This window comes from Dysgonomonas sp. UBA7630, from assembly GCF_002483985.1.
GTDB lineage: Bacteria > Bacteroidota > Bacteroidia > Bacteroidales > Dysgonomonadaceae > Dysgonomonas.
On sequence record NZ_DLIY01000022.1, the window covers coordinates 46115 to 71519 of the forward strand.

Genomic DNA, 25405 nt, shown 5'->3' on the forward strand with positions numbered 1-25405 from the left:
ATACCATGAAAATGCCCATTAAAAATTTATTATTCCTACATGTTTCACTTCTATTTTGTTTTTCTTTATCTGCCGGAAATATTCAGATAAAGATAACGAAGAAATACTTGAACCTGCCTGTTTCACAAAGAGCAGAGAGAAAAAGAATGAGCTTTAGTGTAGACGGAAAAGAAGACAGATCATTTGTAATACGCCTATCTGCTCAGCCCGATTACTGGGTATTTTGCGATATGGCGGCTTATAAGGGTAAGACTATAAACTTCAGCTATGAGGGTGATCCATCAGGATTAAGCAAAATCTATCAGGATGACAGAATAGAAGGGCATGAAAACCTATATAAAGAAAAGAACCGTCCGCAATTTCACTTCACTACTCAACGAGGGTGGATAAATGATCCCAATGGATTGATATACTACGATGGTGAATACCATCTTTTCTATCAACATAATCCTTACGAACGTGAATGGGAAAACATGCACTGGGGACATGCCGTAAGCAAAGACCTGATACATTGGCAACAATTACCCGAAGCACTATATCCCGATCATTTGGGCACAATGTTCTCCGGCTCAACAATCATTGATTATGATAATACAGCGGGATATAACAAGAAAGACAATCCTGCGATGATAGCCTTTTATACAGCAGATAGCTCTGAAAAGCAAGTACAATGCATGGCTTACAGTCTCGACAAAGGGCGTACATGGACAAAATATGCGNNAAATATGACAAAAACCCGCTTATAGACTCAAAAGACAAATGGAATAGCAAAGACACACGCGACCCGAAAGTTTTTTGGTATGCTCCGTCAAAACATTGGGTAATGGTACTGAATGAAAGAGACGGGCACTCAATATACACGTCTAAAAATCTGAAAGATTGGAATTACGAAAGCCATATTACAGGATTTTGGGAATGCCCAGAACTATTTGAGCTACCGATAGACGGGAACAAAAACAATACCAAATGGGTGATCTATGGAGCTTCGGGAACATATATGCTAGGTTCTTTTGACGGAAAGACATTCACTCCTGAGGCTGGCAAATATTATTATACTTCGGGATCAATTTATGCTGCACAGACATTTACAAACATCCCCGACAGTGATGGCAGACGCATACAAATAGGATGGGGACGCATAAACCAACCCGATATGCCATTCAATGGAATGATGCTACTCCCTACCGAGCTAACTCTAAAAACTACAAAAGAAGGCACAAGGCTGATAAACAATCCGATAAAAGAGACAGAACAATTGTTTACCCCTGTTCAAAAATGGAGCAATCTGAAATCGGATGATGCCAACAACAAGATGAAAGAGTTCTACAACTCAGACTGCCTGCGCATCAAAACAACAATTAAGCTATCACATGCTACAGATGCAGGGCTCAACCTATTTGGTCAACGGCTGATAAATTATGATATGAATGGAAACATGCTGAACGGAATGTTCTATTCGCCACAAGACATGACGAGCATGGAGCTCACAGCAGATATTTATATAGATCGTACCTCTGTAGAAGTGTTTATCGACGGAGGAATATTCTCATATTCGATGGAACGCAAACCCGATAGCAATAATACCGAAGGGTTTCACTTCTGGGGGAATAATATTGAAGTCAAAAATATGGAAGTATATACAGTGAAATCGATTTGGTAGAATTACGGCTATTGCTGTTCTTCAAGAGAATCATACACCGCTTTTGATATTTGAGAAATTATACCGCAGTTCACATCATTGCTTTCCATCGAGTCGGCAACAAATACAACCAAAGAATAATATCGACCGTCGGGTAATTGTATGATTGCAATATCGTTTTCTGCGGCCTTCAACCCTTCGGCATTACGAAACGAGCTCCCTGTTTTGTGTGCGACGAATGTCCCTTCGGGAAGCAATGCTTTTATTTTATTTCCACCTGTAGTAGTCCCAGCCAACGTATCCCACAAAAAATCGTGGAAAGGCTGGGGTAAAATATCCTGTGTTCTAAACATTTCTAAAGCTTGTGCTGCAGTATAGGGGGTAGACCAGTTAGTATACTGTACTTCCCAAGGTCCGTGCATTTCTTCTTCTGTGGCAGCAATGGCAAACTCAGAGAGGCCAAGATCTCTTATATATCTATCCACTACAGCTGTACCTCCTACCAAGCGAAACAGTATATCACATCCATTGTTATCGCTCTTAGATACTGTATATCTGATAATATCAGCAACAGAGAGGTACATCTCTCCCTGCGGATAATCGTCCCTTAGTGGGCTGTGAGTATTGGGGAGTAAGTCACTTTTTTTCACATAAACCTGATGATCGAGTGTGAGATTATTCTTATTTAGATAGTCTAACACAGTCAATGCCAAATGAAATTTATATACACTTTGAGTTGGGTAACGAAAATTATTATTGATAGTCAACGTGTCTTTTCCATCCACAATGAGAGCAACTCCAACGGTAGCATCCTTCCCCTGAATTATTTTCTGAATCTTGTTTCTCAAAACCTCATTCTGTGAAAACACAGGAAAAGCAACCACTATGGCTGAAATAAGAAATAAAAGTTTCTTCATAAACATTAATCTATCAAACGTAATTGTTCTTTTAGTCGTAAAATTTCGTCCTGCATCGTATCTATCTTATCCAAAAGGTTTTGAATAACATCAATCCCCGCCACATTAATTGACAGGTCGTAATACCAACGTACATACTGATCCAAGTGCCTCAACTGCGAAATATGTATATACCGTTCGTTATCAACAATACTTACCTGTATCAGTCCTTCATTTTCAAGCTGCACAATAAAATCGGGCTCTACTTGATTTTGAATACAATATTCGTGTATAATAATCAGTTCTGAATTCATAACTGTGGCGCTTTAAATTAAGACTTTGCTAACTTTTCGAACAGTTCCCTCTGTTCTGCATTCAGATTGGTCGGGATTTTCACTGTATAGGTAATAATCAGATCTCCAAAATGTCCATCTTTTTTATATACAGGAAAACCTTTCCCTTTTAGACGAACTTTTGTCCCATTCTGAGTTCCGGCGGCAACTTTCAATTTTACTTTTCCTGTAAAAGTGTCTACCGTTTCCTCTCCTCCAAGCACAGCTTTATACAAGCTTAGATCTGCATTCGTATACAAGTCATTCCCTACTCTTTTGAATTTCGGGTCTTCTTGTATCACAAACGTAATATACAGATCACCGTTTGGACCTCCATTCCTACCGGGAGCTCCTTGTCCTGCCAGCTTTATTACTTGTCCGTCTGCTACCCCTGCCGGAATTGTTATCCGTAGATTTTTTCCGTTAAGAGTCAATGTTTGTTTATGGGTTTCAGAGGCATCACGCAAACTTAAGTGCAGCTCCGTAGTATAATCTTGACCCCTAAATGCGCTTGTCCGAGAACCTCTGGATGCACCTCTGCCGCCGAACAGGGATTCAAAAAAGTCAGAGAACCCTCCTTCGTCTTCACCGGAAAAGCTATATGCCCTTCCGCCAAAGTCGCCCCCGAAAGTGCTAGAATCAGCAAAACCTCCATTTTGAGCTTGTTGCTGACGGGCTTTTTCAAATTCTTCGGCATGCTTCCAGTTCTCTCCGTACTCGTCATACTTTTTCCGTTTTTCGGGGTCGGACAGAACTTCATTCGCTTCATTTATCTGCTGAAATTTCTTCTTTGCTTCCTCATCATTAGGATTTATGTCAGGGTGATATTTACGGGCTAACTTTCGGTAAGCCTTTTTTATATCATCGCCACTGGCAGTTTTAGATACACCTAAAATGCTGTAATAATCTATAAATGCCATATATTTTTCAATTATGAGTCAGAAGCATCAGAATATCAGCTCCTGACCGAATTTATTTTTTCTTTATTTTTAAGTTCGTTATATATCCTCAGACAAGCCCATGCATCGAGCGCAGCATACATTTTCTGTGAGTCAGAAAGTACATCTACTTCCCAGTTTGACAGGCGTTGCCCTTTTGATATCCTCTTTTCAAAAAGTATGCCATAAATACGCTGTAAGCCATTGTCTTCTATACCGTAATCTTTAACAAAAGACTGTAATTCGACGAAGTTAGCCGGAGCCAAACTCATCCGCTTGTGTATCGCCGAGAAGTCATCTTTCAGCGACAGCCCGATCTTCTTCACGGCAGGATTGACAAGAAGTTCGGCCAGACAAGCAGGAAACCCGATCAGATTGAGCCGGAATAGAAAACAAGTATCGATTGTAGACAACTGCATAAGTGCTATCTGATGCGTCACTCCCTTACGAAAAGCAGGGCGGGTCTCTGTATCAAATCCGATAGCTTCACATTTGCTAAGATAGTCGCATGCTTTCTTTGCTTCGGTTTCTTCTTGTATTACGATTATTCTACCCGGAAAAACTTCCTGTGCATAAGTAGACAATTCAGCTTTGGATATAGTGTTTACCATAATTCATTTGTATCAGCAGATTCGAGATCTTCATCAAGGTTATCATTTACTATCGTATATTTGAGTGAGTGCAAAGCTCTTAAAACATTTACCAGCTTCTGCCCCCAATATGACTTAAAATTCTCTATACAGAAATATAGTGCATCATTCATATTGTCTGTAACACCTCTTTCAAAAACTGTAATGAAGTTCTTCAAATCCTGATAGATATCCGAGAGATCTTCGCTTATACTGGCAGTAATAGGAGTGTCACTATATTTCATATCCTGAAGAAAAACCTCAAGATACGCATCATTATTCTGAAATACATCATATAGCTTTGAAGAAATATAGTTGTAATCTCCCTCCGTTACTGTTATCTCAGGTTCCTCGTCTTCATTTATGATATCTGTCTCGGGCACAAGAGAAGCTTTTAAGTAAAGCAGTGGAAGAAGCTTTGTAAGCTTATCTATCAATTCCGCTTCGCTTACATCTTCAAAGCTTTCAAAATAGCCACAATATTGTACTGCGACTGTTACAAATTCAATTGTATCACGAGAATAAACGATCTCTTTTAATTGGTTCTCCATTGTATATTTTAATTTTTCTGCCGTTTTAACGGCTCAATATATATTATCTAAATTGCATCCTGATCTACATAAAACAGATCGTTGATTTTTCTTTAAGTAACAAATTTAACCTATTATTTTGTTAACTGTATTGTTCGGATAATATATTTTATTATCACTAAACATTCATTAAGCAATATCAATAAATCCCTTATCCTTGCCAATCATCCCCCGTTTCTACTCCTTATTTGGATGCACTTGCTATTTGCCTTATCTTTGTACCTTATTTCAAATAATTAGTAAATATATTATACTCTATACTTTCTTACCGAAAAAGAGTATAATTCATTTTTTAACACTATAAAAATTAGCACGAAATGGGAGATACTCCAAATTGCCCTGCATGTAGCATGGAAAATACATATTTTGATGGTACTATGTTTATTTGCCCCGACTGTTTTCACGAATGGACAGGCGAAGCAAAAGCAGAATCAGACGATATGACACCACGAGACAGCAACGGCGCAGAACTACAGGACGGAGATGCGGTTACGGTAATCAAAGATCTGAAAGTAAAAGGATCATCGATGGTAATAAAAAGAGGTACAAAGGTAAGAAGTATCCGCCTTACAGAAGAACCAACTGAAGTGGATTGCAAGATAGACGGATCGAGCATTGTACTTAAAACATGCTTCTTGAAGAAATAAGAGCCTGCTAGCCCTTCCGTATTAAAATAAATAAAAGATATTTTTTTCTTTAGGTCTATTTTTTAACCTAATATAAGTCTTTTTTATTGGGAGGACTATATAACTTTGCATTCATTATGCAGTACAGCCTATTCCCTCAATATAAATATAAATTTTTCAGCCTTGGTAGTGGTAGCAGTGGAAATTGCTACTATCTGGGAACGAATGAATATGGTGTACTCATCGATGCCGGCATAGGAATACGTTCGATACAAAAAGCCCTGCGCGAATATGGTGTCTCATTCGATAAAATCATAGCCGTATTGGTAACCCACGATCATGCCGATCACATCAAAACAGTGGGGTGCCTCGGTGATAAATACAACATCCCTGTTTATGCAACAGAAACAGTACATAACGGCATCTTAAGAAACAGGGCTGTACGCGCAAGCTTGGTGCATTCAAGAAAGATTATAGAAAAAGAACAAACATTCTCTATCAGAGAATTTCAAATAACCGCCTTCGAGGTTCCCCACGATAGTATCGAGAATGTAGGGTACCACATTGAGTTCGACGAGCAGACGTTTGTATTAGTAACAGATATCGGACGGATTACCGATACGATAAAAGAATATGCCGCGAAGGCAAATCACCTGGTAATTGAGGCCAACTACGACGAATATATGCTTCAGGCGGGTAAATACCCCTACTATCTGAAACAACGCATAGGCAATGGAATGGGACATCTTAGCAACCGTCTATCTGCCCAGTTTATTGCAAGCATATACAGCGAAAACCTTCAGAACATCTGGCTTTGCCACCTCAGCCAAGACAATAATCATCCCGAAATAGCTTTTAAAGCTGTAGAACAAGCCCTTTATGACAATGGAGTGGTAGTAGGCAAGAACGTAAAACTAGAAACGTTGAGCCGCTATAAAGTATCGGGACTGAGAGAGTTCTGAGAGACATCTCACTAGCGTTGAACATCACAAGAAATATCACCTCTTTATTTTATTGAAGACTCAGCTTCAAATAATGGAAAAAGTAGATTGCAATAATCGCAGAAAATCTGTTACTTTTGTTACATCTTAGTAAAAGGGAGAATTGCATGAAAACAATTAATATAAAAGGAGAATTGCTAGAACTGTCGCAACCTATTGTGATGGGAATATTAAATATCACTCCTGATTCATTTTTTGCAGAGAGCCGCAAGCAGGGCGAACAAGAGATTGTTGCCCGTGTAGCAGAAATATTAACACAAGGAGGTAAAATTGTGGATATAGGAGCACAATCTACACGTCCTTCGTCTACATTATTATCGTCAAAAGAGGAGATAGAACGCCTAAAACCGGCACTGAATATTATAAATAAGGAATTCCCCGACGCCATTCTCTCGGTTGACACATTCTATAGTGATGTAGCTCGTTTTTGTGTAGAAGAACATGGTGTTGACATTATAAATGATATATCGGGAGGTGAAATGGACAAAAATATGTTCGATACCGTTGCCTCGCTCAATGTTCCTTATATACTTATGCACATGCGAGGCACACCTCAAACAATGAGCAAATTGACAGATTACGACAATCTGATTCAAGATATTTTTTACTACTTCTCTAAAAAAATAGCCGAGCTACACCTCAAAGGCGTAAACGATATTATAATAGATCCGGGTTTTGGATTCAGTAAAACTATCGACCAGAATTACGAGTTGATGGCTTCACTGAAAGGCTTCTCTATTTTCGATCTTCCTTTGCTTGTCGGCATTTCCAGAAAGAAAATGATCTACAATTTGATAGACTCAACAGCCGAAGCAAGCCTCAATGGCACATCCATCCTGAACACTTTTGCCCTACAGAACGGGGCTGACATATTACGCGTGCACGATGTAAAAGAAGCTGTAGAAGCAGTAAAAATCACTGAAAAACTAAAAGGGTACAGCTTATAGCAAATACCCTTTTCTGATTTTATTATTTTGGACTTATCCTTTTGAAGCGATCCATTGTTCTTAATACATCGTTTACGTAACGTGTCGTTTGTCCGGCTCTGAAGTATCCACTTTTACATACAGGGTCATTATAATATTCGGGATTTCCTTTCAGCTCCAAATATTTCTTCACATTCCCTTCCCATATATAAGGGTTAGCACCATATTTTTGAGCCAGAGCCTGCGCATCATTTATATGTCCATTTCCTCCATTATAAGCTGCAAGCAAGAATTTCTCCCGCTCCTCTATGCTACTTACTTTACCAAATATCTTGTCTAGCCTGTCGAGTAGCTCTACGGCAGCACCTATACTTAAATCGGGGTTCATGCGGTCTTCACTTTTTAGACCAAGAGACGCTGCTGTGCGTGGCATCAATCCCATTATTCCGGCAGCTCCCGCCCATGAGGTGAGATTATTCTGAAAGCGAGACTCATGATAGCATATCGCTGCCAAAAAACGCCAATCGTACTTTGTACCTTTAGCGTGCTTTTTAAACAGTTCGTCGTAAATGGAAATTGCGCCCTTAGGTAAATTCTTCGGGATTTCGTACTCACCCTCGAAAGTCTGCTTACTCAACTCGAAATACTTTTTAGTAATTCCTTTATAAACAGGAGTATTCCCATTCTGCTGGAACCATTCATTTAATGCTTTTGCCAACTGGGGAGAATCTTTCCGCACAGCCCATGATGAGCGTTGGTCGAAACTGATCTGAAGCGATATATCTATATTTCGATAATATGTTTTGTTCAACTTGGCAATATATTCATCACAGATTGTATATTTTATCTTTCCTTGAGATACCATTTCGATGAGGTCTTCACTGGTAATCGTATCCTCATTTACAGGATGAATGTTGATACCTCCTCCCAGTTCGGAATTCAGATTCAGCAAGCGTTGATAATATTTTGTATTGTCTTCCACATACACCTCTTTGCCGATCAAGCCCGTTACATCTTTTATTATAGTATCTCCCTTATTTGCCTGTTGGATTAATACCTGATGGGTTATTTGTTGCAGTCCGCAATATAGGATAGAATCTTTAAGTCCTGTCTGTATAGGTACGGCATAGGCGATGAGGTCGCCTTCACCATTATTCAGCATCTCCACAAGCTTGTTGGTATTCTCCGCTACCTTTACTTTCAATGTCAGCCCATAGTGGTCGCAGAAATCCTGAGCGAGGTCATAGTCATACCCCATAGGCTCTTCTTTGTATATAAAGTAAGATGTAGAGGTATTGAGCGTAATAATGGTTAGTTCCTTCTTTTGTTTGATCTGCTCAAAATCATAGGGAGTCTTCTGTTCTTTCTTTTTACAGGCCGAAAAGAGACAAAGAACTATCAGTACATATATACAACAGAATTTTCTCATGTTTTTATCAGTTGAGATTTAGGTATTATATATAATTAATCTTATTATAAAAATAAGATCAGGCTATCTTCGTATCTGTTTATATTCTGTAGCTCTCCTGTTTAAGAAGTACTGAACGAACCGAAACGAAGGCTTCCAATTTTATGAAAACCTCCGTATCAATTCCTATTTTTTATTATCAGAATTTCATGTCTTGCGAAATCATATTTTCAACTTTCGCGTTATATTCTTCAATTACACTATTTACTACATCTGCCGCTGTAGGAAGGTCTTCAATTAGTGAGCTGACTTGTCCTATCTCGAGTTCGCCTTCCGAAAGGTCTCCTTCAAAAATTCCTTTCTTAGCACGTCCACGTCCTAAAATTCCACGCATTTCTTCTGCTGTTGCTCCCCTGTCTTCTGCTTCCTGTACTGTAGTATAAAAATCATTCTTTATTAGTCGGGTAGGACTAAGTTTTTTCAATGAGAGAATAGTATCCCCTTCTTTAAGATTTATACACAATTCCTTAAACTCGTTGGAAGCCGAACTCTCCTGTGTAAGAGCAAATCGAGTACCCATCTGAATACCTTCCGCCCCTAATGCGAAAGCAGCCAACATAGCACTGCCCGTTCCTATCCCTCCGGCTGCAATAAGAGGTATCGATATGCTTTTCCTTACTTGCGGAATCAGCACCATCGTGGTAGTCTCTTCACGTCCGTTATGCCCTCCGGCTTCGAACCCTTCGGCCACTACAACATCTACTCCTGCCTCTTCACATTTTAATGCAAATTTAGAACTGGAAATAACATGTGCTACTTTTATTCCATTATCTTGAAGCTTTTTAGTCCAAAGCTTAGGATTCCCTGCCGATGTAAATACAATCTTCACCCCTTCGGATATAATAATATCCATAATCTTTTCTATCTCAGGATACATTAATGGCACATTCACACCAAAAGGTTTATCCGTAGCCGCCTTACATTTTTGTATATGCTCGCGCAATGTTTCGGGATGCATAGACCCGGCTCCTATAAGCCCAAGTCCTCCGGCATTACTGACTGCCGAAGCCAAACGCCAACCACTACACCAAACCATACCTCCTGATATAATCGGATATTTTATACCAAATAAAGATGTAATTCTATTATTCATTCTTTTCATTCAATTTGTTACGTATTGCAAATTTAGGAAAATATTGAAAATGGAAGTATAATCCAAAGACTAAAGCTCACTCTTTTTGTTGAATATAAGATTACAACGTACTTTTATGTAAATAAATTATCTTATAATAGAAGAAGCGCTTCGTTCCTATATATGACAAGCAAGGATAAAGAGAGCAGAGCAAATTCAGAAAGTGACAATAGATAAGGGTCTAAAAAGTGTCACTTTTGTCACCTTTTGCTCTATTGTTAGAATCTGTTGAGTAGAATATATAGGACTTTCAAAAAACTAACAAATTAATTGCATATATTTGAACAGTCAATCATTCAATACATTATCATTTTTATTTATGAAAAACATATTATCAAAATTAATCTGTTTATTGTTAGTCGTCCTATTTATCTCATGCGGATCTAAAGAACAAAAAGAGACCGGATGGACATCTTTGCTTGATAAAGATTTGTCAAGATGGGATATGTATCTGAGTTATGAGATGAAAGACAACTATAATGGTAGTGTTCCTTTAGATGCAAACGGAGATACGATCAAACCTATAGGATATAACAATAACCATAAAAATGTATTCACCGTAATACAGGAGGGTGACGAACCAATATTAAAGGTTAGCGGGGAAGTTTACGGATGTGTTTTTACGAAAGAGAGTTATAGAAATTATCATCTCCGACTAAAGATGAAATGGGGAAATAAAAAATGGGAACCAAGGCTCAATAAGTCTTCAGATTCAGGAATACTATACCATTCCATCGGAGAGTGTGGTGCCGACTATTGGAGAACATGGATGACAAGTCATGAATTTCAACTAATAGAAACCGGAACTGAGGGCAGTAGTGGAGACTACTGGTGCATAGGTCAAACTCAAATGGATGTGCGTGCCCGAAAGGATTCATCGAAAGTAATATTCGACAATTCAGCCTTTTCAATCCCCATCGGAGTTAACTCTCCTAACGGCTACTACTGCGCAGCAAAAGGCACAACAGAAAAACCCAAAGATGAGTGGAACGATATCGAGCTTATATGCTACGAAGGCAAAAGCTTACATATTGTAAACGGCAATGTAGTAATGGCATTATCCAATCTACGCTACCTGAACAATGGGGAAACAAAGCCATTGGTAGAAGGCAAAATACAATTACAGAGCGAAGCCGGAGAGGTATTCTATAAAGACATTGATATAAAAAAGATAGAAGAGCTCCCGACAGAATATCAGCAATATTTTAATTAATAATAAGAAGGAAAGGAATGCTATCTCTATTTTGTAGCTTTAGACTTTTTATAGATAGCCTGCAATTTCTTATTATTAAGCTCTATGCTGAGAGTAGACTGACTGAGATCTTTCTTCTTTTTCCTATCTGAATAAGTTACTTCCTTCTTCACAGGCAATGTAATAAAACAAACGCCTTTGTTGTCAAGGATAGCTTCTATAGAGTCTGTAACAGGAGTGTAAAGCACACTGCGTATTTTATCTGTTTTACGACCTACTGTCAATGAATCTGCAATATGCTTGCTCAATAGGTTTTTAGAGGTATAGAATTGGCTTAAGGTATCTACGGATAATTTTTGCATTCCTTTACTGCTAACAGTAGACATGGCACTAAAGAAATCTGTCAAGGTTTTCTTCACTTCATCCAGATCTTTTCCTTCGAGCGTTTTCAGCTGGCTAAGATAGTCGTAACGTTCCTGAGCCAATGCAATGTACTCTCCATCAATCCGTCCGAGCTTTGAATTCTCCAGATAAGCCAAATAGACATCTGCCGAGTTTTGAGCTTGAGCTCCAATCCAACTTAACGAATCTATCACATGCCGAATATCTTTTAGATAAAGTGTTTCAGGATGATCTTTGAGGAAAGCAAACAAGGCATCTATATCATTTGAGCTTCTGAGTTTCTCCCAAGCTTTTCGCTCATTGTCACGCAGTTCTACAATCTTTTGATAGGCTTCCTCACTATATTTCCCTTCGGGGTATTTCACCAAGTATTTAGAATATCCCAAAGGAGTGTTTTCTTCAATACACTTGTTCCAATATGCAGTTTCAGTTGCCAACGTATTCAAATTCTGTTGACGCAAGTAGCCACCTATCACCCCAACTATCATGAAGATAATGAGCCCTACAAAGAAGAATATTAACAGCTTCTTATTTTTACGGAAAAATGTATTCTTATCTTCCGTCTCTGTCGAAGGTGAAGTTTCATCTTTATCTAAAGCATTGTCTAAATTATTTACTTCGCCTTGATGGGCTTCTTCATCAAGCTCAGCGGATATTACCGCCTCTTGATCTGCCGACAGCAAACCTGAGGAGTAAGAATTTTGTGCAATTTCCTGACAGTCACGACAGAATATTTCACCATCTTGTGTATCTTTACCACAAAGAGGACATTCATTATTGCCACTATCTGACATAACTATGTTGTTTTATTATTTATTCTCAGCATGTAAACAATCCTATTCGAGGTTTGTTTACTTATCTCATTTTCTATATATCCTCAATTGACATGAGGCTATTTTTATTGTTACTAAATTACAAAACTTTTTTTGATATTGACTGTTTCTAATATTGAATATAAGACATGTTACAAATTTACACAATTCGTACTCAATAAATATTTATATGTCATGGACGTGATCGCTATTATAGAAAAATATTATAAGAAAGATTCTGATTTATACAAGATACTGATCAGACACAGCAAAGAGGTAATGAACAAAGCCCTGGAGATTGCAAAGAAGCACCCAGAATTAAATGCTGATATTCAATTTATAAAGGAAGCCGCCATGCTTCATGATATAGGTATTTTCCTTACCAACGCTCCTTCTATCGAGTGTAATGGAATAGCTCCGTATGTGTGTCATGGATACTTGGGACGTGAGTTATTAGATGCCCAAGGATATCACCGTCATGCATTGGTTTGTGAAAGACATACAGGCGTGGGCATTTCTCTCGAAGAAATAAAAGCAGAGAACCTGCCTTTACCGCACCGCAATATGCAACCAATGAGCATTGAGGAAAAGATTATTTGTTTTGCCGATTGTTTTTATTCAAAGACAAATCTGGGAGTAGAAAAGTCAATAGACAAAATAAGAAAAGGCCTAGAAAAGCATGGTACAAACTCCGTTAAAATATTTGATGAATGGAGTCTTGCTTTTTTATGAAAGAGAAATTATTTTTCCGCCAGATACATAGAGCAAACACCAAGCGTATAAGTCTTGTATATTGCTTTTCGGAAACCATTTTTCAATAGGGTCTCTGTCATATCTTTTCCCTGAATAAAAGCTTCTATTGATTTTGGTAAATAAGAGTAGGCTGTTTTATCTTTTGAGATCAATCGCCCAACTGTAGGTATAAATAATCTAGAATACAACCAATATGCTTGCTTCATGGGAAAATGTTGGGGAGTACTAAGTTCTAGAATCATCAACTGCCCTCCCGGCTTAAGAACTCGTAGTATTTCTTTCAATCCCCTGTCTAAATCTTCGAAGTTACGAACCCCAAAAGCTACTATTGCCGCATCAAACGAATTATCTTCAATACTCAAAGCCATACAATCTTGCTTCTCGAAACTTATTTTATCAGACAACCCCGCTTTCGCTACTTTTTGACGCCCAACATTCATCATGCCTTCAGATATGTCAATTCCCAGTATATGCTGAGGAGATAATATATCATAAGCCTGTATAGCGAGGTCTCCTGTACCGGTAGCGATATCCAATATATGTTNNTCTTTTTAAGCATAGACAAGCCCTTCTTACGCCAGCCTATATCTATACCCATTGACATAGTATGGTTTAGGGTATCATAGTTTTCGGCAATGGAGTCGAACATACGTTCGACCTGTGCTCCCTTATTCTCAGTAGAGGAATAAGGCACTACTTTTTCGGCTTTATAGCTCATTATCTTTTATGGAATATAATTGAAGTAGACTTCAGTTGAAGATCAAGCATTCTTGAGATAGAAGAAAGTATCTTCATCTTGAATTTCCTGTATTTTAGTTCTGTTCCCCTCTGCAATAATTCTGAATGGATCGGTTGAGTTATCAACCAAAAGCCAATAATCGGAGATAGGAATAAATAGCGAAAATAAGTTTCGCATTCCTGCAAAGTAACGTCTTACCACAACATCATCAGGAACATGATGCCCTCCAAAACGCACGCGCTGCTCTACCCTTTTTATTGCCAATTCTGGCGATTCGAGCCAAAAGTATATAAGTGTTACAAAATAACCCTCAGCTTGCGCACGTCTGATAAAGTTGACGTACGACTTGGTCGCCAATGTTGTCTCTATAGCAAAGTCTTCCTGAAGACGCATCATTTCGTTCATACGCATAAGCATGATACGACCGGCTTCAATAGCGACTTTCTCCGGCTGAAATGGAGACAATCCTTTGGCTATTTCATCGGCGTTGATAAACTCCTTACAATCGAGCATTTCAGGAAACATGGCGTATGATGCGGTTGTTTTTCCCGCACCATTACAGCCAGCTATAATATAGAGATTTGGCATCCGTTTCTATCCTCTCTTTTTTAGATATCTGCTAATGTTTTCTTCGATACGTTCCGAAACATTGCTTACATCTGCTTTTATAAACGGTTCTCCAACTATCTTCTCGTATAGTTCAATATAACGTTCCGATACACTTTTGCAATATTCCTCTGTCATCTCCGGAACAGTCTGCCCTTCTTTACCTTGGAATCCGTTATCCATTAACCATTTGCGAACAAATTCTTTAGATAGTTGTCGTTGTTCTTCTCCCTTTTCAAACAGATCTTGATAAGTATCAGCGTAAAAATAGCGAGATGAGTCTGGTGTATGAATTTCATCTATCAAGTAAATCTTTCCATCTTTTTTACCGAATTCATACTTTGTATCTACAAGAATCAGTTTTTTTTGCGCAGCCATTTCTGTACCGCGTTGGAAGAGTGCATAAGTATATTTTTCAAGTTGCTCGTATTCTTCTCTACTTACTAATCCTTGTGCAATTATCTCTTCTTTAGATATATTTTCATCATGACCTTCATCTGCCTTTGTTGTAGGAGTAATGATCGGGGTAGGAAATTTTTGATTCTCTTTCATCCCCTCAGGAAGTGGCACTCCACAAAGAGTTCTTGCTCCTGCTTTGTATTCACGCCAAGCACTACCGGTCAGATAGCCGCGAATTACCATTTCTACTTTGTACGGCTCGCAACGCAACCCTGTTGTTACCATAGGGTCTGGTGTTGCCAATTTCCAGTTAGGAACAATATCGGCTGTGGCATCCAGAAATTTCGCAGCAATCTGATTCAGCACCTGTCCTTTGTATGGTATACCTTTTGGTAACACAACATCAAAAGCCGAAATACGGTCTGTTGCAATCATCACTAATAGGTCGTTACCTACAGAATATACATCCCTTACTTTTCCATGATAGACATTTGTTTGCCCATTAAAATGGAAATTGGTATTAACTAGAGTACTCTTCATTTGATTTAATTTTTAATTTCCATGTTTATAACATATAAACGCCAAAGCCGTTCATTTTCCTGAGTATATTTATTTCTTTATATTCTTATCTTTTCATTAGAATATCTTTATCCCTTTGTTTATCAACGATAAATAAAATCCGGATTACTCTCTCCAAAGGTAATAGAACTATGTTAAAAAAACAATGGCAAAAGAAAGAATAAGAGACTTTTTGTAAGAATTAATATAATTTCAATTTATTGTTTTTTCTTCTTTCAAATTTATATTCTTTACGCTTCTTTTTTAGAATTTATAGCCTAACGATAAACATACTCCCTTATTTTTAAATCCTCTATCATTGAGAAGAGAACTCAATTTAGTGTCTTTACGACTAATATTTGTGAGCCCATATTCAAAATCAAATCCTATAGTATATTTCTCAAATTCAAGTCCTGAACCAAACCTTATGCCAATATCTAATTTTTTTAATCCATTTTCTCCAAATGAATCTTGGCTAGTCTCAGCATCTTCACCTTCGGCTTGCTTATGAGTTATCTTTAGGCTTGTTTTACCTCCTATGCCGTAGGCGAAATAAGGTCCGCCATGAAAATATAAACTAACATTTTCCTCTATTTCAAGTTTATAGGCAATCAGAAAAGGAATCTGTATGTATTTAAGAGTAAAATCCTGCTTCCATTGTTTTACTCCATTTCCTAAAGTTTCGGCACTTTTATACATCACCCCTTTTGTGATAAAGCTTACTTCTGTTTGCAAATAAGCATTGTCTTTGAACTTATATTCGGCAGTGAATCCAAGTTGATAGCCGGCATGTAGTTTTTTACTAATTTCCGGTGCAACATTCAGTACGCCACTATATAGGTTTCCTCCCCCTCTTATCCCAAATCGGAAAGGGGGTTCATCCTGAGCAAATAAAGATGTAAAATAAAAAAATAGAAAGATTGTTGAAAAAAGTCTTGTTGTAGTCATATAGTTTTTCTGATTATAAAGTTTCGATCGGAAAGATCGATACATGCTTAGGTACTAAAGATTAAATATACTGTAATTTTATATCTACATTCTCAGCTTTACCTAATGTGTATTTGTTTTATGATTATGAATCTTCCATTATATGCAAAAGTCCATAATAGTCTTCTCAATAATTCAAATAATATAAATATCTTTTTGTAAAGTAAATAATTGTCTTTAAATATAATAAACTATAGTTCTAATGTTTCCAATTCTTTCATCCACAAAGCCACAGATGCATCACTCGGCATCCGCCAGTCACCTCGTGGTGACAAGTTTACAGATCCTACTTTCGGCCCATCAGGCAGACACGAACGCTTAAACTGTTGAGAGAAAAACCGCCAAAAGAATGTTCTAAGCCATTTCAATATCTCCTGATTAGTATATTGTTCTGCAAAAGCATGCTTAGCTAGAAAATATATTTTTGAAGGAGGAAACCCAAATCTCAACACGTAATATAAGAAGAAATCATGCAAAATATACGGCCCTATCACATCTTCTGTCTTTTGCAAGATCTCTCCGTTTTCATCCATAGGAAGCAGTTCGGGACTAACAGGAGTGTCCATTACATCAAGAAGTACAGCTTTAGACGACTCATCCATATGTGTATCAGCAATCCATCCTACTAGGGTGCGAACAAGTGTCTTCGGAATGCCGGTATTCACAGCGTACATCGACATATGATCACCGTTATAGGTGCACCATCCTAATGCCAATTCCGAGAGGTCTCCCGTTCCTATCACAAGCCCATTTACTTTATTCGCATAATCCATCAGTATTTGGGTTCGCTCACGAGCCTGAGAGTTTTCGTAAGTTATGTCATGGGTATTTACATCATGTTCAATATCCTTGAAATGCTGAATTACGGCATCTTTTATAGATATTTCTTTAATCGTTGTTCCTAACGACTGCATCAACTTAATTGCATTCGTATAAGTGCGGTCAGTAGTCCCAAAGCCCGGCATTGTGATACCGATTATATTCTCTCTAGGTATATCCAGTTTGTCAAATGTTTTGGCTAAAACAAGCAATGCCAATGTAGAATCAAGACCACCCGAAACACCAATTACTGCCTTTTGAATCTTGGTATGCAGCATCCTTTTGGCTAGGCCGCTAACTTGTATTGAGAATATTTCGTCACAACGTTCATTCAACGTCCCATCATTTGTTGGAACAAAAGGTGTAGGAGATACAAATCGCCTGAGTCCGTATTTTTTTATGCCCGCTTTTTTATCCTTACCCAATTTATCTGAAATAGATTTTGAAATAAGGTTTTTAGACACAAAAACATCTCTAAATTCAATCCCTTTTATAGCTGCATATTCGGATAAAGAAAATGATTTATTCTTCAACCGATCAATGCGTAACCGATCAATATCTATATCTGCAACTGTAACTTTACTATCGAACGAAAAACGTTCTCCTTCAGCCAAAATCGAACCATTCTCTGCAATCATACTACTACCGGCAAAAATTATATCGGTAGTAGACTCCCCGTTACCCGATGCAGCGTATACATATCCGGAAATGCAACGTGCCGATTGTTGGCTAACAAGAGATTTTCGATAAAGATGTTTACCTGTAGTCTCGTTACTCGCCGAAAGATTAAAAATCACCTCTGCGCCATTGAGACAAGAGATACTTGACGGCGGTATTGGAGTCCATAAATCTTCACAAACATCAATTGAGAAATTAAACAACTCTGTTTTAAAGACAAGATCAACTCCCACAGGAACAGAACGATTACACAAGGTAATTGTTTTTTCTTTTAATTCTTCGGATGATGAAAACCATCGTTTTTCGTAAAACTCATTATAGTTCGGCAAGAACGTTTTAGGAACAGCCCCCATAACTCGTCCGCCACTAACGACTAACGCCATATTATAAAGTCGATTGGATACAGCTATAGGCAGACCTACCAACGCCACAATAGACAGATTGCCAGTAGCATCACAAATACGGTTGAGTGATTTCAAGGCTTCTTCAAGCAACAAACTTTGTAGAAAGAGGTCTCCGCAAGTATATGCAGTGATGGATAGTTCAGGAAAAACTATTGCCGAAATGTTATCTTCTTCAGCCTTATTTATGAGTTTTATGATTTCGTCAGTGTTGTAATCGCAGTCTGCAACTTTCAAAGCCGGAGAAGCTGCTGCCACCCTTACAAATCCGTGGTTATTCATACAAATATTATATTTTTACAAACTTACAAAAGTTTTTTATTAATTGCTTATTATAAAACATATTTAGCCTGTATACTATTTTCTCTTTAACTTTTTTGATGCATCAAAAATTATTTACCTTTGTGTAATCCTAAAAAAGCAAATACTATGGACTTTAATATTGACATAACGCAAATTCTGAGCGCATTTGTTGTGCTTTTCGTACTAATCGACGTATCCGGTTCAATTCCTATATTTCTTGGTTTCAAAGGAGAAGGCAGAGACATAAACCCGCTACAGGCTGCGATCTATTCTTTTATAATAATGACAGCTTTCTTATTTGTGGGGAAATGGGTACTCAACATGTTCAATGTAGAAGTATCATCTTTTGCCGTTGCAGGAGCATTGGTCATATTTATCATCTCGATAGAAATGATATTTGGAGTCGAAATATTTAAGAATGATGCACCGGGAGGATCAAAGACTCTTGTCCCAATTGTATTCCCTTTAATAGCCGGTCCGGGAACGTTTACAGTACTGCTATCCATGCGTGCAGATTATGACGTATCGAATATAATTATTGCCCTATTTCTTAACATGATAATCGTATTTCTTGTACTTAGATATCTGAAGGTAGTAGAAAAGCTGCTGGGATTAGGAGGAGTATATGTTTTGCGTAAATTCTTTGGAGTTATCGTAATGGCAATATCTGTGAGCCTGTTTACCTCAAACATAAATACCCTGATAGAAAGCCTCAGCGGTAAATAATACATGAGCTGGAAGGATTATCTATATATCCATAAGGGAGATAGAATAGCAATCATATTATTACTAATCCTTATCGTTATCTCTGGTGGAATATATATTCTCGTTTCCATTCAGAAAGAGAACGATAAAACCATCTGTCCCGAATCAGAAAGAGAATTTGAAGCATTTATAGAAAAACTAAAAGACAGGGATTCAACAACCTCCTACCAACAAGAATATCATATACAGAAAGACAGCACACATTACACTGAATACATTCATCTGGAGAAGTTAAAAACCGGTGAAACAATAGAGATAAATAGTTCCGACACTACTGATCTAAAGAAGATACCCGGCATAGGGAGTGCTTTTTCCAACAGGATAGTAAAATACCGTAATCTATTGGGTGGATACAACAGCCTGAATCAGTTGAAGGAAGTATGGGGAATGGACGATGATTTATTCAACAAAATTATACCATATCTGAGAATCACGCCCAATACTAAAAAGATAAAAGTCAACACAGCCTCTTTTGAAGAATTGAATAAACACCCATATATCAAATACAAACGAGCCAAAATCATTATAGATATACGAGAGCGAAAAGGCAAAATAGAGTCTTTGGACAGATTGTCTTTACTCGAAGAATTTACAGATGCTGACACAAAAAGGCTAACACCCTATTTATCTTTTGATTAAAATAAAAAAACAGTAAGAAATCTTACTGCCTTCACTAAATAAATAAAATAAGCCAAAACTTATTTCACTATTACTTTTTGGGCAACCTTTCCGGCTTTCAATATATATATGCCTTTAGGAATTTCGATATTGCACACACCCAGATATGTCCTAAGGTTTATGCTTCTTACCTTTACACCCAATATACTATAAACTTCAAGATAGCCGGTCGTTGGAATATTTTCCATTGTTACTTTAGAGATACCATTGATCACAACCTCTAAAGTCATCGTATTATCTTGCTGTTCACCGGCAGTACGAAATGGGTCTGAAGGAAACTCCATCCTAGCCGAATTGGCTGATAAAGAGAGCCCCGCAAACAACGCAATGAATAATATTTTTCTAATTCCTGCCATTAATCATACTCCTAACAAACACAAATATAGATATTAAAGCTTATAAAAGAATAAAATAGAATAAAAAAAACAAGGTTTTTACAATTTTTCACGTAGCCCTTCGTTAGCAAGAATTGTATTCGGAAAAACTCCCCTTGCCTCATCCAGCAAAATCTGATTATCAGGGTATCGTGCCGAAAAATGACCAATCATCATTTTTTTTACATTTGCTAACTTGGCTATCAGTGCAGCCTGAGAAGCAGTAGAGTGCCCTGTGGCCTTCGCTCTTGCAGCATCTTCGTCTACAAAGGTAGCCTCATGATAAAGCAAGTCAACCCCCTCTATAATAGGCACTATCTTTTCATTGTAAGCTGTATCTGAACAATAAGCATAAGAACGTGCAGGCTCGGAAGGAATTGTCAGATGCGAGTTAGGAATAACCTTACCCTCTTCTGTTATAAAATCAGCACCCTTTTTTATATTAGCTAATTCCCGAATGGGGATATTATGAAACTTTATCATCTCGGGAATCAAGTGCGCTTCCTTTTGCTTCTCCCGAAAAAGAAATCCGGCACATGGAACACGATGCTTCAGGGGAATTGTAGTCACCGAAACAGAACGATCATCATATATTAGCTCACTCTTTTTAGGGTCGAAAGTTTCTATCTTCACCTGAAAGGGATTATCCTTACAGAAAAAGTCAATTTCGGGTCGCAAAATTTCTTCCAGTCCCGCTACGGAATATATCGTAATATCACCCGTACGNNCAGATGGGATATAAAAATACTATTAAGCCTCCCAAAACGCAGTTTGCTTCTCCTAAACTGCAACTGTGTCCCCTCCCCGCAGTCTATCATAAAGAGCTTATCTCTTATGTTCAACACCTGCGATGAAGGATTATGCAGAGTAGTTGGAGTAGCCGATCCACAACCGAGTATGTCGAGTTCAAACTTCTCCATTATTCGATATGTATAAGCTTATGAATTTGCAAGCTCAGCTTCCACTGTGAGTTCAGCTTTATTTGTTCTACGCAATAGTCTACATTCTCCAAGTTGATTTTGTCTCCATCAAAAATCGGACTTAAAAAATAATTGTCCGCCTTTGGAAAAATAGAAGCATCCGGAATTGTATCGCCGACTTTAACAGGAATTCTTATTTCGTTTACTACAGGAATCCTGCTTTTTATCGTTTCGTAATCTTGCTTGGGACTACATGTAATATAATCGATCAACGATGGCACAAGGCGCGTACCATTTGTCTCTATTGCTTGTTTATAGCCGTGCTTCCTGAAAACAGCAAGATATTCATCCTTAAGCTGGATAGTCGGTTCTCCACCTGTCCATATAATCCACTTACAAGGATACTGTTTTATCTCCTCCAGTATTTCATCTATAGTCATCACATCGCCGTCGGCGAAGTCTGTATCACAAAAACTGCAAGCCAGATTACACTTTGTAAGCCTTATAAATATAGAAGCCTCTCCGCTACGTCCCCCTTCTCCCTGCAAGGAGTAGAATATCTCATTTACTATCAGCTTCATATATTGCGGTTGTTTTTGGTGTTTCAGAAACTTCTACAGCGTACAACTCCGGGATATCCTCCACAAATGTATCATACAGATATCGGGCAATATTTTCTGCCGTAGGATTAAAGGACAAAACATCATTTAAGTGCCTATGGTCGAGTTTCTCGTCAATATATTTCTTTACACTGTCTAGTTCTCTATAATCTTTTATAAAGCCTACTTGATTCAATTCCTTTGATTTCAAATGCACGGTAATAACATAATTATGTCCGTGTAATCGGGAACAAGGATGCTCCTGAGGGAGTCCCTCAAGAATATGTGAGGCCGAAAAAGAGAACTGTTTGCTTATTTTGTACATGTACCTTATTCTAAATTTATTAAATACTAAAAAGTGACAAAAGTAACATCTTTTCCGTTGATTTCATTTGTTACCTTTTTTATCAAAATTACAAATAACTTTTCAAGAGACTCCCCTCATGTCCACATTTCTATTAATAGATAATTATTAGAAAGAAATGTATCTGTTCGAGTCAGTTTCTATTCGAGATATTTATTTCAGCTTTTTGCAAAAACATCGACTAGTCTCAACATTTTCATATTGATCATAATTAGGTATTTGTACATAGCCGCTTTTCTCATAAAGCCTTATCGCATCGGAAAGTTTACAACTGGTTTCGAGAATGCAGATTGAATACCCCAACTCTAAAGCCCAAGCTTCTAATTCTTTCAAGACATTTGAAGCAATCCTTTTGCCACGATATTCTGGTCTTACAAACATTCGTTTTACTTCCATCGTGTCTTCCGAATATTTTTTGATTGCTCCGCACCCGACAACTATTCCTTCCGAATAAGCAAGAACGACATTTTTTATAGCTTCCACACCGTTATACTGACTGCATATCGTATGAGCCTTCCTATCCATTACATCTAGTTCCGCATCGAGATATGGTATAAGCTCGATAAAATCTTTATTGGACGAATCAGTTCTGATTATTGTCATTTACTCATCAGTTATTTCAAGAAATCATCAAAATAGCGAGTTATATGTTCATGCAGATGCACCCTATCACGCCCTATCATATTATGACCATGCCCCGGATAAATGAAGAAGTCAGGATGCGTTCCTTTCTTTATTGCAGAATTTAGGAATTGAAGGCTTTGTTGCATCACTACTGTCGGGTCTTCGTCTCCATGTATAAGCATCAAGCGTCCTTTCAGATCTCCCGCACGTGCTACCATACTTGTTTCTTTATATCCTTCAGGATTTTCCTGTGGACTATCCATATATCGTTCGCCGTACATCACTTCGTAATATTTCCAATCAGTAACAGGTCCACCCGCTACACCTACCTTGAAAGTCTCGGGATGGCGAAGCATCAGATTGAGAGTCATAAAACCACCGAAACTCCATCCATGAACGCCTATCCTGTCAGTATCTACGTATGGCAAAGATTTCAAGTATTCAACACCTGTCATCTGATCCTGAGTCTCTATAACACCAAGTCTGCGATGTGTGATATTCTCAAAATCTATCCCTCTATAACTTGTACCTCTGTTATCGATTGTAAAAATAATATATCCTTTTTCAGCCATATACAGATCCCAACCTCTAGCCTGACCGAGCCATGAGTTATCTACCAATTGCGAATGCGGACCTCCATACACATAAACTATCACAGGGTATTTTTTGTTCGGATCAAAGTTTAGAGGCTTAACAATGCGATAATACAAATCGGTACTATTATCATTCGCTTTCAACGAACCTAACGTAATTTCAGGCAACTCCACATTCTTGTAAGGATTCTTAGCTGTATGAAAGATATAGGTTTTATTTGTTTTAGTCTCCGTAACGCCTGCTTTACCCGGATTATTTTGTGAAGTATAAATGTCACATACGTATTTTCCCGAAGCACTCAGCATGGCATTATGCACACCTTCTTCTTTCGACAGTTTTTCTCTCTTCCCTGTTTTCAGAATAAGCTTATAAATATGCCTTTCTATCGGGCTTTCTTCCGTTGACACGAAAAACAGAGCTTCTCCTTTTTCATCAAATCCGAGTACAGAAGTGACATCCCAATCTCCTGTAGTGATTTGTTTAAGTAACTTCCCGCTAGTATCGTACAGATACAAATGATTGTGCCCATCACGTTCACTTTGCCAAATAAATTTATTCGGATCATTTTTCAAAAACAGAACAGGATTTTCTGGTTCTACATATTTCGGATGAGTCTCTGTAAATAATGTCGTCTGCAGTTTTCCCGTCAAAGCGTCGTAGCTTCTTAGCACACATGTATCCTGACCTCTGTTTACTTCTGCTATATAAACACTCTTTTCATCGGGACTCCAAGATATATTTGTCAGATATTTTTCTTTCGGTGTACCTGTTTTAAGGAATACTGTTTCCTGAGTTGCGGGATTAAAAACGCCGACTGTGACATGATGGCTTTTCATTCCTGCCATCGGATATTTTATATTTTTCAGTTGAGCAATACGAGTCGAAACATCAACCAAAGGATAATCTGTCACCATTGTTTCGTCCATACGGTAAAAAGCCAGGAGGTTTCCTTTAGGAGACCAAAAAGTACCTTTATTTATTCCAAACTCATTTCTATGGACAGATTGTCCGTTTACAATACCCTTGTCAGTATCGCTTGTGACATCATATTTTTTCCCGTCAGGGGTTTGTACGAAAAGATTATTCTCTACGGTGTATGCCAAATTGTTACTTTTATCTGACAAGTCGTGATTCTCCATTTTTTCTGTAGAAGAAAAAGTTCCTGACAGCTTCTTATTTACAAAATCATACAAATAGATCTTTTCGGGAGAAACGATCATCAAATTGTTTGACGTTGCAGAAACAAACTGCACGTAAGTTAAACTCTTAAAAGTCTCTCCTTCTCCCAAACCACTATTGGCATTAATATCCTTAACTGTAAGTAAAACCTGAGCTGTTTCCTTTTCCGTATTAGGTGCTATCATAATAGAATCCTCCTTAACGTAGGTAAGTTTATCACCAGCCCAACTTATCCGGCGAGGCATTTCGGCACGATACTTGCTGTACGTTTTACCTCCCGGAATAAGGTCTTCGAGAGATAAAGGAATTTCTTGACTATAAGATTTCATAGGAAACAATATGCTTATAAGAAGGAAAAAAAGAGAACCGAATGATTTCATACAATATCAATTTGTTTTTACGAGCAAAGATAATGATTTTAAATGTTTTCGTTTCTTACAAAGAGCATATAATAGTATACCAGATAAGGAAAAGAAAAGACA

24 protein-coding genes and 3 pseudogenes are annotated in these 25405 nt (G+C 37.9%); 8 read left to right on the plus strand and 19 right to left on the minus strand.

The features are described from left to right. The first annotated feature begins 11 nt into the window (after positions 1–11). Positions 12–1660, plus strand: a pseudogene (locus B3P17_RS09725) (GH32 C-terminal domain-containing protein). A gap of 8 nt (positions 1661–1668) precedes the next feature. Here B3P17_RS09725 and bla read toward each other — a convergent pair. From bla to B3P17_RS09750, 5 genes are read right to left on the minus strand one after another with little or no spacing between them, the layout of a single operon-like run. After that, positions 1669–2556, minus strand: coding sequence for a class A beta-lactamase, subclass A2 (gene bla / locus B3P17_RS09730; RefSeq protein ID WP_252637991.1), 888 nt, complete (start codon positions 2554–2556; stop codon positions 1669–1671). A gap of 5 nt (positions 2557–2561) precedes the next feature. Continuing rightward, entirely contained in the window at positions 2562–2849 is a 288-nt protein-coding gene (locus tag B3P17_RS09735) for a chaperone modulator CbpM (RefSeq protein WP_006841771.1), read from the minus strand. A 17-nt stretch (positions 2850–2866) separates the two neighbouring features. After that, entirely contained in the window at positions 2867–3787 is a 921-nt protein-coding gene (locus B3P17_RS09740) for a DnaJ C-terminal domain-containing protein (RefSeq protein ID WP_252637992.1), read from the minus strand. A gap of 35 nt (positions 3788–3822) precedes the next feature. Continuing rightward, complete coding sequence (locus tag B3P17_RS09745) at positions 3823–4416, minus strand: 3'-5' exonuclease (protein ID WP_006841769.1); 594 nt, start codon at positions 4414–4416, stop codon at positions 3823–3825. Next, entirely contained in the window at positions 4410–4985 is a 576-nt protein-coding gene (locus B3P17_RS09750) for a DUF5063 domain-containing protein (protein ID WP_252637993.1), read from the minus strand. The genes B3P17_RS09745 and B3P17_RS09750 overlap by 7 nt, the downstream gene beginning before the upstream one ends. A gap of 356 nt (positions 4986–5341) precedes the next feature. Here B3P17_RS09750 and B3P17_RS09755 point away from each other — a divergent pair, with 356 nt between their 5' ends. From B3P17_RS09755 to folP, 3 genes are all read left to right on the plus strand, one after another. Further along, positions 5342–5671 carry a zinc ribbon domain-containing protein YjdM gene (locus B3P17_RS09755; protein ID WP_006841767.1) on the plus strand — a complete coding sequence of 110 codons (330 nt, stop codon included), beginning with the start codon at positions 5342–5344 and terminating at the stop codon, positions 5669–5671. A gap of 116 nt (positions 5672–5787) precedes the next feature. Then, positions 5788–6612 carry an MBL fold metallo-hydrolase gene (locus tag B3P17_RS09760; RefSeq protein WP_252637994.1) on the plus strand — a complete coding sequence of 275 codons (825 nt, stop codon included), beginning with the start codon at positions 5788–5790 and terminating at the stop codon, positions 6610–6612. Between the two features lie 146 nt (positions 6613–6758). After that, positions 6759–7598 carry a dihydropteroate synthase gene (gene folP, locus B3P17_RS09765; protein WP_252637995.1) on the plus strand — a complete coding sequence of 280 codons (840 nt, stop codon included), beginning with the start codon at positions 6759–6761 and terminating at the stop codon, positions 7596–7598. 22 nt (positions 7599–7620) lie between these two features. Here the strand turns inward: folP and B3P17_RS09770 are convergent, their stop codons facing one another. Together B3P17_RS09770 and B3P17_RS09775 are read right to left on the minus strand one after the other, a co-directional pair. Next, positions 7621–9006, minus strand: coding sequence for a transglycosylase SLT domain-containing protein (locus B3P17_RS09770; protein WP_252637998.1), 1386 nt, complete (start codon positions 9004–9006; stop codon positions 7621–7623). 178 nt (positions 9007–9184) lie between these two features. Then, complete coding sequence (locus B3P17_RS09775) at positions 9185–10138, minus strand: NAD(P)H-dependent flavin oxidoreductase (RefSeq protein ID WP_252637999.1); 954 nt, start codon at positions 10136–10138, stop codon at positions 9185–9187. Positions 10139–10496: 358 nt separating this feature from the next. Here B3P17_RS09775 and B3P17_RS09780 point away from each other — a divergent pair, with 358 nt between their 5' ends. Continuing rightward, positions 10497–11390 (plus strand): 3-keto-disaccharide hydrolase, encoded by an 894-nt coding sequence (locus B3P17_RS09780; RefSeq protein ID WP_291105308.1) that lies wholly within the window; start codon positions 10497–10499, stop codon positions 11388–11390. A gap of 26 nt (positions 11391–11416) precedes the next feature. Here B3P17_RS09780 and B3P17_RS09785 read toward each other — a convergent pair whose 3' ends face one another. Next, positions 11417–12565, minus strand: a complete 1149-nt coding sequence (locus tag B3P17_RS09785; protein ID WP_252638002.1) for a hypothetical protein — start codon at positions 12563–12565, stop codon at positions 11417–11419. Between the two features lie 213 nt (positions 12566–12778). Here B3P17_RS09785 and B3P17_RS09790 point away from each other — a divergent pair, with 213 nt between their 5' ends. Next, positions 12779–13315, plus strand: coding sequence for an HD domain-containing protein (locus B3P17_RS09790; RefSeq protein WP_252638004.1), 537 nt, complete (start codon positions 12779–12781; stop codon positions 13313–13315). 8 nt (positions 13316–13323) lie between these two features. Here B3P17_RS09790 and ubiE read toward each other — a convergent pair. The 5 genes and pseudogenes from ubiE to B3P17_RS09815 form a co-directional block, all read right to left on the minus strand. After that, positions 13324–14054, minus strand: a pseudogene (gene ubiE, locus B3P17_RS09795) (bifunctional demethylmenaquinone methyltransferase/2-methoxy-6-polyprenyl-1,4-benzoquinol methylase UbiE). 42 nt (positions 14055–14096) lie between these two features. After that, complete coding sequence (locus B3P17_RS09800; RefSeq protein WP_006841758.1) at positions 14097–14663, minus strand: zeta toxin family protein; 567 nt, start codon at positions 14661–14663, stop codon at positions 14097–14099. A gap of 6 nt (positions 14664–14669) precedes the next feature. Further along, the gene (locus tag B3P17_RS09805; RefSeq protein ID WP_252638006.1) at positions 14670–15620 is read right to left on the minus strand and encodes a phosphoribosylaminoimidazolesuccinocarboxamide synthase; all 951 of its coding nucleotides are present in this window, start codon (positions 15618–15620) and stop codon (positions 14670–14672) included. 282 nt (positions 15621–15902) lie between these two features. After that, a complete protein-coding gene (locus B3P17_RS09810) occupies positions 15903–16586 on the minus strand; it encodes a porin family protein (RefSeq protein ID WP_252638007.1) in 684 nt (227 codons plus the stop codon). A gap of 230 nt (positions 16587–16816) precedes the next feature. After that, complete coding sequence (locus tag B3P17_RS09815; protein WP_252638009.1) at positions 16817–18805, minus strand: NAD(+) synthase; 1989 nt, start codon at positions 18803–18805, stop codon at positions 16817–16819. A gap of 147 nt (positions 18806–18952) precedes the next feature. On the opposite strand from B3P17_RS09815, the gene B3P17_RS09820 reads away from it, so the two are divergent. Both B3P17_RS09820 and B3P17_RS09825 read left to right on the plus strand, forming a co-directional pair. Next, positions 18953–19552, plus strand: coding sequence for a MarC family protein (locus B3P17_RS09820; RefSeq protein ID WP_252638010.1), 600 nt, complete (start codon positions 18953–18955; stop codon positions 19550–19552). A gap of 3 nt (positions 19553–19555) precedes the next feature. Then, positions 19556–20230 (plus strand): ComEA family DNA-binding protein, encoded by a 675-nt coding sequence (locus B3P17_RS09825; RefSeq protein WP_252638011.1) that lies wholly within the window; start codon positions 19556–19558, stop codon positions 20228–20230. A gap of 59 nt (positions 20231–20289) precedes the next feature. Here B3P17_RS09825 and B3P17_RS09830 read toward each other — a convergent pair whose 3' ends face one another. The 6 genes and pseudogenes from B3P17_RS09830 to B3P17_RS09855 form a co-directional block, all read right to left on the minus strand. Beyond that, positions 20290–20625 carry a T9SS type A sorting domain-containing protein gene (locus B3P17_RS09830; protein WP_252638012.1) on the minus strand — a complete coding sequence of 112 codons (336 nt, stop codon included), beginning with the start codon at positions 20623–20625 and terminating at the stop codon, positions 20290–20292. A 78-nt stretch (positions 20626–20703) separates the two neighbouring features. Continuing rightward, positions 20704–21563, minus strand: a pseudogene (locus tag B3P17_RS09835) (ribonuclease Z). Continuing rightward, positions 21563–22144 carry a 7-carboxy-7-deazaguanine synthase QueE gene (locus B3P17_RS09840; protein WP_006841750.1) on the minus strand — a complete coding sequence of 194 codons (582 nt, stop codon included), beginning with the start codon at positions 22142–22144 and terminating at the stop codon, positions 21563–21565. Before B3P17_RS09840 ends, B3P17_RS09835 begins: the two are co-directional and overlap by 1 nt. Next, positions 22125–22487: a 6-carboxytetrahydropterin synthase QueD gene (gene queD, locus B3P17_RS09845; RefSeq protein ID WP_252638014.1), complete on the minus strand. Its 363-nt coding sequence runs from the start codon at positions 22485–22487 to the stop codon at positions 22125–22127. The genes B3P17_RS09840 and queD overlap by 20 nt, the downstream gene beginning before the upstream one ends. Positions 22488–22679: 192 nt before the next feature. Beyond that, positions 22680–23129, minus strand: a complete 450-nt coding sequence (locus tag B3P17_RS09850) for a GNAT family N-acetyltransferase (protein ID WP_252638015.1) — start codon at positions 23127–23129, stop codon at positions 22680–22682. Positions 23130–23140: 11 nt separating this feature from the next. Beyond that, positions 23141–25303, minus strand: coding sequence for a S9 family peptidase (locus B3P17_RS09855; protein ID WP_393924993.1), 2163 nt, complete (start codon positions 25301–25303; stop codon positions 23141–23143). Positions 25304–25405 lie beyond the last annotated feature (102 nt).

Bases quoted from the DNA above. Each gene is read 5' to 3' on its own strand.
- B3P17_RS09780 (WP_291105308.1), top strand. From the start codon at position 10,497: ATGAAAAACATATTATCAAAATTAATCTGTTTATTGTTAGTCGTCCTA.
- B3P17_RS09830 (WP_252638012.1), bottom strand. From the start codon at position 20,625: ATGGCAGGAATTAGAAAAATATTATTCATTGCGTTGTTTGCGGGGCTC.
- B3P17_RS09770 (WP_252637998.1), bottom strand. From the start codon at position 9,006: ATGAGAAAATTCTGTTGTATATATGTACTGATAGTTCTTTGTCTCTTT.
- B3P17_RS09775 (WP_252637999.1), bottom strand. From the start codon at position 10,138: ATGAATAATAGAATTACATCTTTATTTGGTATAAAATATCCGATTATA.
- B3P17_RS09850 (WP_252638015.1), bottom strand. From the start codon at position 23,129: ATGACAATAATCAGAACTGATTCGTCCAATAAAGATTTTATCGAGCTT.
- B3P17_RS09800 (WP_006841758.1), bottom strand. From the start codon at position 14,663: ATGCCAAATCTCTATATTATAGCTGGCTGTAATGGTGCGGGAAAAACA.
- folP (WP_252637995.1), top strand. From the start codon at position 6,759: ATGAAAACAATTAATATAAAAGGAGAATTGCTAGAACTGTCGCAACCT.
- bla (WP_252637991.1), bottom strand. From the start codon at position 2,556: ATGAAGAAACTTTTATTTCTTATTTCAGCCATAGTGGTTGCTTTTCCT.
- B3P17_RS09840 (WP_006841750.1), bottom strand. From the start codon at position 22,144: ATGAAGCTGATAGTAAATGAGATATTCTACTCCTTGCAGGGAGAAGGG.
- B3P17_RS09760 (WP_252637994.1), top strand. From the start codon at position 5,788: ATGCAGTACAGCCTATTCCCTCAATATAAATATAAATTTTTCAGCCTT.
- B3P17_RS09825 (WP_252638011.1), top strand. From the start codon at position 19,556: ATGAGCTGGAAGGATTATCTATATATCCATAAGGGAGATAGAATAGCA.
- B3P17_RS09805 (WP_252638006.1), bottom strand. From the start codon at position 15,620: ATGAAGAGTACTCTAGTTAATACCAATTTCCATTTTAATGGGCAAACA.
- B3P17_RS09855 (WP_393924993.1), bottom strand. From the start codon at position 25,303: ATGAAATCATTCGGTTCTCTTTTTTTCCTTCTTATAAGCATATTGTTT.
- B3P17_RS09785 (WP_252638002.1), bottom strand. From the start codon at position 12,565: ATGTCAGATAGTGGCAATAATGAATGTCCTCTTTGTGGTAAAGATACA.
- B3P17_RS09745 (WP_006841769.1), bottom strand. From the start codon at position 4,416: ATGGTAAACACTATATCCAAAGCTGAATTGTCTACTTATGCACAGGAA.
- B3P17_RS09755 (WP_006841767.1), top strand. From the start codon at position 5,342: ATGGGAGATACTCCAAATTGCCCTGCATGTAGCATGGAAAATACATAT.
- B3P17_RS09740 (WP_252637992.1), bottom strand. From the start codon at position 3,787: ATGGCATTTATAGATTATTACAGCATTTTAGGTGTATCTAAAACTGCC.
- B3P17_RS09820 (WP_252638010.1), top strand. From the start codon at position 18,953: ATGGACTTTAATATTGACATAACGCAAATTCTGAGCGCATTTGTTGTG.
- B3P17_RS09735 (WP_006841771.1), bottom strand. From the start codon at position 2,849: ATGAATTCAGAACTGATTATTATACACGAATATTGTATTCAAAATCAA.
- B3P17_RS09815 (WP_252638009.1), bottom strand. From the start codon at position 18,805: ATGAATAACCACGGATTTGTAAGGGTGGCAGCAGCTTCTCCGGCTTTG.
- B3P17_RS09750 (WP_252637993.1), bottom strand. From the start codon at position 4,985: ATGGAGAACCAATTAAAAGAGATCGTTTATTCTCGTGATACAATTGAA.
- B3P17_RS09810 (WP_252638007.1), bottom strand. From the start codon at position 16,586: ATGACTACAACAAGACTTTTTTCAACAATCTTTCTATTTTTTTATTTT.
- queD (WP_252638014.1), bottom strand. From the start codon at position 22,487: ATGTACAAAATAAGCAAACAGTTCTCTTTTTCGGCCTCACATATTCTT.
- B3P17_RS09790 (WP_252638004.1), top strand. From the start codon at position 12,779: ATGGACGTGATCGCTATTATAGAAAAATATTATAAGAAAGATTCTGAT.